This window comes from Thermotoga sp. Mc24, from assembly GCF_000784835.1.
Taxonomy (GTDB): domain Bacteria; phylum Thermotogota; class Thermotogae; order Thermotogales; family Thermotogaceae; genus Thermotoga.
In genome coordinates this window covers 412,196-418,482 of sequence record NZ_JSFH01000009.1, presented here as the reverse complement: position 1 = coordinate 418,482, position 6,287 = coordinate 412,196, and the positions used below count along the sequence as shown (strand labels likewise).

At 47.2% G+C, this 6,287-nt stretch carries 6 protein-coding genes and 1 pseudogene; 5 read left to right on the top strand and 2 right to left on the bottom strand.

All coding sequences use genetic code 11. From position 1 onward, the window contains the following. A pseudogene (locus MC24_RS10035) lies at positions 1 to 111 on the bottom strand (IS200/IS605 family transposase); the annotation flags it as partial. Between the two features lie 360 nt (positions 112 to 471). On the opposite strand from MC24_RS10035, the gene MC24_RS06285 reads away from it, so the two are divergent. Beyond that, entirely contained in the window at positions 472 to 1,737 is a 1,266-nt protein-coding gene (locus MC24_RS06285; RefSeq protein ID WP_004080471.1) for an ArsB/NhaD family transporter, read from the top strand. On the opposite strand, the gene MC24_RS06280 is transcribed toward MC24_RS06285, so the two are convergent. Further along, on the bottom strand, positions 1,720 to 2,577 hold the full coding sequence (locus tag MC24_RS06280) for an alpha/beta hydrolase (RefSeq protein ID WP_012896631.1): 858 nt from the start codon (positions 2,575 to 2,577) through the stop codon (positions 1,720 to 1,722). The two genes, MC24_RS06285 and MC24_RS06280, sit on opposite strands and share 18 nt — an antisense overlap. A gap of 59 nt (positions 2,578 to 2,636) precedes the next feature. Here MC24_RS06280 and minC point away from each other — a divergent pair, with 59 nt between their 5' ends. Genes minC through MC24_RS06260 form a run of 4 tightly spaced genes read left to right on the top strand, consistent with a single transcriptional unit; the run spans position 2,637 to position 6,285 of the window. Further along, positions 2,637 to 3,269: a septum site-determining protein MinC gene (gene minC / locus MC24_RS06275; RefSeq protein WP_012311327.1), complete on the top strand. Its 633-nt coding sequence runs from the start codon at positions 2,637 to 2,639 to the stop codon at positions 3,267 to 3,269. A gap of 2 nt (positions 3,270 to 3,271) precedes the next feature. Further along, entirely contained in the window at positions 3,272 to 4,270 is a 999-nt protein-coding gene (locus MC24_RS06270) for a M42 family metallopeptidase (RefSeq protein WP_012311326.1), read from the top strand. Between the two features lie 3 nt (positions 4,271 to 4,273). Further along, positions 4,274 to 5,293, top strand: coding sequence for a M42 family metallopeptidase (locus MC24_RS06265; protein ID WP_012311325.1), 1,020 nt, complete (start codon positions 4,274 to 4,276; stop codon positions 5,291 to 5,293). Then, positions 5,290 to 6,285, top strand: coding sequence for a M42 family metallopeptidase (locus MC24_RS06260; RefSeq protein WP_012311324.1), 996 nt, complete (start codon positions 5,290 to 5,292; stop codon positions 6,283 to 6,285). The genes MC24_RS06265 and MC24_RS06260 overlap by 4 nt, the downstream gene beginning before the upstream one ends. Positions 6,286 to 6,287 lie beyond the last annotated feature (2 nt).

The following is a 6,287-nucleotide window of genomic DNA, read 5'->3' as shown; positions in this document are numbered from 1 at the left end:
CTCGTAGGGTAGATTCTGAACTTGTAGGTTCGAAGCATTTTTGTCACGTCCTTGAGATTTGATGTATTCTTTTAACACTTCCAAAGGTGATCCGCCTACTGTCAAAAGACAATCTTCTTCATTTCTCTATGATATATTAACATTTTGGCACATATTAAATTGCAAATTCATCCCCACCTTATAGAAAATGGTGTCTTCTTTGCGGTTTTATTCGATAAACAAAAAGGCCACGTCTTCTCGACGTGGCCCGTGCGATCTCCCACCATCACACACCCGGTGGAGAAACCGCCGGGCCGTAGCAATGATGGTGGTGTTCACCGAAAAACATTTTCATGATTGCATCCCACATTTTCATACCCTTTCACTCCTTTGGTTTTTATTCTACCATTCTTGCCGTGGAATTCACTTTTTTGAATAATAATTTTAAAAAAACCGGTGTTAGAATAATCCCGTGACAGGGAGGCGAAGAGTATGAACGAAGCAATGTTAGTTCTATTGTTTGCGATCCTCGCTTACTACTTCATCATATTCGGAAAGATCGCCAAATCCGTTGTAACCCTGCTCATTGCACTCGTTCTCATGGCAATAAAAGTTGTCGAAGGCCTCGATCTTAAAAACATAGGTGAAGTGGTCGATTTCAACACACTGGGGCTTCTCTTAGGAATGATGATCATCGTTCACATATTGAAGGGGACTGGTTTTTTCGAATATCTTGCAATTTCCGCTATAAAGATTTCCAGGGGTAGATTCTGGCTTCTGTTCGCCTTCCTTATGGTACTCACCGCTGTAACCTCCGCGTTCCTCGACAATTTGATCACCATCATTCTCGTTTCTCCTATACTGTTTTTGATCCTCGATACGATGGAAGTGAATCCCGTGCCTTTCTTTCTCTTCACGATCTTCATAGACAACATCGGAGGAATGTCAACACTCATCGGAAGTCCTTTGAACATCGTACTTGGTTCGATAAGCGGACTCAGCTTCAACGATTTTCTGAAGAACATGGGGCTTGTAACTGTTCTCATGTTTGTAGTCGTCTTTTTCCTCTTCAAGAGGTACGTTCGCATCGATGAAAAAGCCTTTGAAAAGCTTAGAAATCTTCTCAGCGTGGACCCGAAACGATCGATCACAGACCCGGTGGTTCTCAAAAAATCGCTGTTTGTTTTCCTCTCGACTCTGGTGTTGTTCGGTCTTCATTCCTTCGTGGAAGTAGAGCTTTCGTTGATAGCGCTCATAGCTGCCTGTGCGCTTCTTCTCATGCTTGGAAAGAATTTCGAAAAAGTGTCAGAAGGAATAGACTGGGACACGCTGTTCTTCTACACAGGCCTCTTCATCATCTCGTACTCTCTGGAACAAATCGGTGTTATGGAAGTCATAGCCAGTTTCCTGAAAGCTCTATCTTTCAACAGATTCCTGTTCGTTGCCACGGTAACATGGATCTCCATCCTTTCCACTGCTTTCCTGAGTGCTGTTCCCGCAACTCTCATAATCGCTCCCACACTGAAAATTCTCGTCTCGCAGGGTTTCCCCGCTTCACTGTGGTGGGTGTACGCCGTCGGTGCGAATCTTGGAACGAACCTGACACCTCTTGGAGCCGTTCAGAACATAGTTGGTCTTTCCCTTCTGGAAAAGTACACGAAACACACGGTGAGTTTCAAGGAATTTTTCAAGGTGGCGTGGAGCTTCATGTTCATACCGTTCATAATCGCAACGCTTTACTCACTCATCATCTATTAAGAACCTCACCACTCTTTTTGCGATGTATCTCCTGAAGAAGTAAGAACCTTTATGACCCGATGGAAGATAAACGGTCTTCTTGTTCTTGAGAAGCTTGTGAAGGCACGCGTAAGACTGGTATGGTATCACACGGTCGAAGAGCGCCCAGAAGAATAGCACTTTCTGGTCAACGAACGGAGCGAAAGATGCCGGGTCGTAGAAATAGCAACCCACCGGTGGTTTTTTTCTGATATCTTCGATGGAGTTGAACGACTTGATAATCTCAGGGGCATTCCTTCTGTTCTTGATACAATCCTTCTCCGATCTACAACCGTATTCGTTTCCATTCTTCCTGTAGAGTTCTCTCAATCTCTCCGTGTAAGGTGAATACCAGTTGATCCATCTCCAGTCTCCACCAGAACAGCAGATAACACCCTTTTCGATTCGTTTTTCACGGGCGAGTGCTATGGTTGTTATCATTCCTCCGAAGCTGAAGCCCATCAACGAAATGGGCTTGTCATTGTCTCTCTTCACAACATCAACCAGATCGATCACGTCCTGCACAGCCTCGTCGAATCGCTTCACACAGAAAGAGGGTGAAGAGTGGTAGAAAGGCTCTCCTCCAGACCAGTTCTCCGGTGCACGTTTTTCGTGATAGGGAAGGATGAGAAACCAGGTTTTGATGTTGTACTCTCTGAACTTCTCTCCAAACCAGAGAAGGTATGGAATATTTCCGTTTCCTATCCCGTGAAGGAAGATCAGATTGCGTTCAATCTTCTCCGGTTCAAAGACATAGACCCGCACAGTTTTGCTTTCTTCAGCGATGGGATCGTACGAAGCATCGAACGTTATCAGTCTCATTTCAGACACCTCCGATTATTATTTTAAACATGATAGAATCTAAAGATGAGGTGATAGGAATGGTGGATTTCAAGATGACAAAGGAAGGCCTTATACTCCTCATAAAAGATTATCAGAACCTCGAAGAAGTCTTGAACGCGATCTCCGCTCGCATTACACAGATGGGGGGATTTTTTGCCAAGGGAGACAGGATCTCTCTGATGATCGAGAATCACAACAAACACTCTCAAGATATCCCAAAGATCGTTTCTCACCTGAGAAATCTCGGTCTTGAAGTCTCACAGATACTCGTTGGAAGCACTGTTGAGGGAAAGGAAAACGATCTGAGAGTGCAGTCACGAACGACGGTTGAAAGCACCGGTAAAGTGATAAAAAGGAATATTCGATCCGGTCAGACTGTTGTTCATTCCGGTGATGTGATAGTCTTCGGAAACGTGAACAAGGGAGCTGAAATCCTTGCCGGGGGTTCTGTTGTCGTCTTTGGAAAAGCGCAGGGCAACATACGTGCGGGATTGAACGAAGGAGAACAGGCTGTGGTAGCCGCCCTCGATCTTCAAACCTCCCTCATTCAAATAGCGGGTTTTATCACGCATTCCAAAGGAGAAGAGAACGTACCTTCTATTGCACATGTGAAGGGAAATCGGATAGTGATCGAACCGTTCGACAAGGTGAGCTTCGAAAGGAGTGAATGAAGATGGAAACCGGAAAACTCTTGGTGGAACTGTCGAACCTCGACGGCCCTTCAGGTTACGAGACGAATGTGGTTTCTTACATAAAGTCAGTCATTGAACCTTTCGTGGACGAAGCGAAAACAACCCGCCACGGAAGTCTGATCGGATACAAAAAGGGAAAAGGGATAGGAAAACTCGCGTTTTTTGCCCACGTGGATGAAATCGGTTTTGTTGTTTCGAAGGTGGAGGGGCAGTTCGCCAGACTCGAGCCCGTGGGTGGAGTGGATCCGAAGGTCGTTTATGCTTCGAAAATCCGTATCTACACAAAAAACGGGATCGAACACGGTGTGATCGGAATGCTCGCTCCACACTTGCAAGATTCGGAATCCAGAAAGAAAGTCCTCACATACGATGAAATCTTCGTCGATTTATCTCTGTGTGAAAGAGATGTTCGTGTAGGTGACATTGCAGTGATAGATCAGACGGCTTTCGAAACGAATGGGAAGGTGGTTGGGAAGGCTTTGGACAACAGAGCGAGCTGTGGAGTTCTTGTGAAAGCACTCGAATTTCTCAAAAAGTACGATCACCCATGGGATGTCTATGTGGTCTTTTCTGTTCAGGAAGAGACAGGGTGTCTGGGGGCTCTCACAGGCGCGTACGAGATAAACCCCGACGTGGCGATCGTGATGGACGTTACGTTCGCTTCCGAGCCTCCATTCAGTGATCACATAGAGCTTGGAAAAGGTCCGGTGATAGGCCTGGGACCGGTTGTGGATAGGAATCTTGTTCAGAAGGTCATCGAGATAGCGAATAAACACAACGTTTCTCTTCAGGAAGAAGCGGTTGGTGGAAGGTCCGGCACGGAAACGGATTTCGTTCAGCTTGTTCGAAACGGTGTTAGAACGTCTCTCATATCCATTCCCTTGAAGTACATGCACACTCCCGTTGAAATGGTGGACCCGCGCGATGTGGAGGAACTCGCAAGACTTCTCTCCCTTGTCGCGGTAGAACTGGAGGTGTGACAGATGTATCTCAAAGAACTTTCGATGATACCGGGTGTGTCTGGAGATGAAGGGAAGGTCAGGGATTTCATAAAGTCAAAGATAGAAAGTCTCGTTGACAACCTTTACACCGATGTCCTTGGGAATTTGATAGCTTTGAAAAGAGGAAGAGATTCTTCGAAAAAACTGCTCGTTTCGGCTCACATGGATGAGGTCGGTTTCGTTGTGAGCAAAATAGAAAAGGACGGAAAAGTGGCGTTCTTGCCCATTGGAGGAGTCGATTCCAGGATACTTCCCGGAAAGGTGGTTCAGGTGAAGAATCTCAAAGGAGTTATCGGCTACAGACCGATCCACCTTCAGCGCGATGAAGAGAACACTCCCCCAAGGTTTGAGAATCTGAGAATTGATTTTGGTTTTTCTTCTGCAGACGAAGCGAAAAAGTACGTATCAATAGGAGACTACGTCTCTTTCGTGAGTGATTACATCGAAAAGAACGGCCGGGCAGTCGGGAAAGCGTTCGACGACAGAGCGGGGTGTTCTGTTCTGATCGATGTTCTCGAAAGCGGTGTGAGTCCTGCCTACGATACGTACTTTGTCTTCACAGTTCAGGAAGAGACGGGACTTCGTGGAAGTGCAGTTGTGGTGGAACAGCTGAAACCCACCTGTGCCATCGTCGTGGAAACCACCACGGCCGGCGACAATCCGGAACTGGAGGAAAGGAAATGGGCAACACATCTGGGTGACGGTCCTGCCATCACCTTTTTTCACAGGGGATACGTGATCCCAAAGGAGATCTTTCAAACTATCGTGGATACAGCGAAGAACAACGACATTCCGTTTCAGATGAAGAGAAGAACCGCTGGGGGAACGGACGCGGGACGTTACGCCAGAACCGCCTACGGAGTGCCAGCAGGTGTGATCTCCACTCCAGCACGGTACATCCACAGTCCGAATTCGATCATAGATTTGAACGACTACGAAAACACGAAGAAACTCATAAAAGTACTTGTCGAGGAAGGAAAAATCGTGGAGGTGGTCTCATGAAGGAACTGATCAGGAAGCTGACGGAAGCCTTTGGCCCAAGTGGACGGGAAGAAGAGGTGAGAAGAATCATCCTCGAGGAACTCGAAGGGCACATAGATGGCCACAGGATCGATGGGCTCGGCAATCTCATTGTTTGGAAAGGAAGCGGCGAGAAAAAGGTGATACTGGACGCTCACATAGATGAGATAGGTGTTGTCGTCACAAATGTGGACGACAAGGGATTTCTGACGATAGAACCCGTCGGCGGTGTCTCTCCGTACATGCTTCTTGGAAAAAGGATCAGGTTCGAAAACGGTACAATAGGCGTTGTTGGTATGGAAGGTGAAACAACAGAAGAAAGGCAGGAGAATGTGAGAAAGCTCTCATTCGACAGGCTGTTCGTCGATATCGGTGCAAATTCCAGGGAAGAAGCGCAGAAGATGTGTCCGATTGGAAGCTTCGGTGTCTACGACAGTGGATTCGTTGAGGTTTCCGGGAAATACGTCTCGAAGGCGATGGATGACAGGATAGGATGTGCCGTGATCGTGGAAGTTTTCAAAAGAATCAAACCCGCTGTTACGCTCTACGGTGTTTTCAGTGTTCAGGAAGAAGTGGGACTGGTCGGTGCCTCGGTAGCGGGGTACGGCGTACCAGCGGACGAGGCCATCGCGATCGATGTGACTGATTCGGCAGACACTCCGAAGGCCATCAAGAGACACGCAATGAGGCTCTCCGGTGGACCCGCTCTGAAAGTGAAAGACAGGGCATCGATCAGCAGCAAACGCATCCTCGAAAATTTGATAGAAATCGCGGAAAAATTCGATATAAAGTATCAGATGGAGGTTCTGACGTTCGGCGGTACGAACGCCATGGGGTACCAGCGGACTAAAGAAGGAATTCCTTCGGCCACGGTGTCTATTCCCACACGATACGTTCACTCACCCAGTGAGATGATCGCACCAGATGACGTTGAGGCAACGGTCGATCTTCTCATCAGGTATCTGGGGGCGTGAGA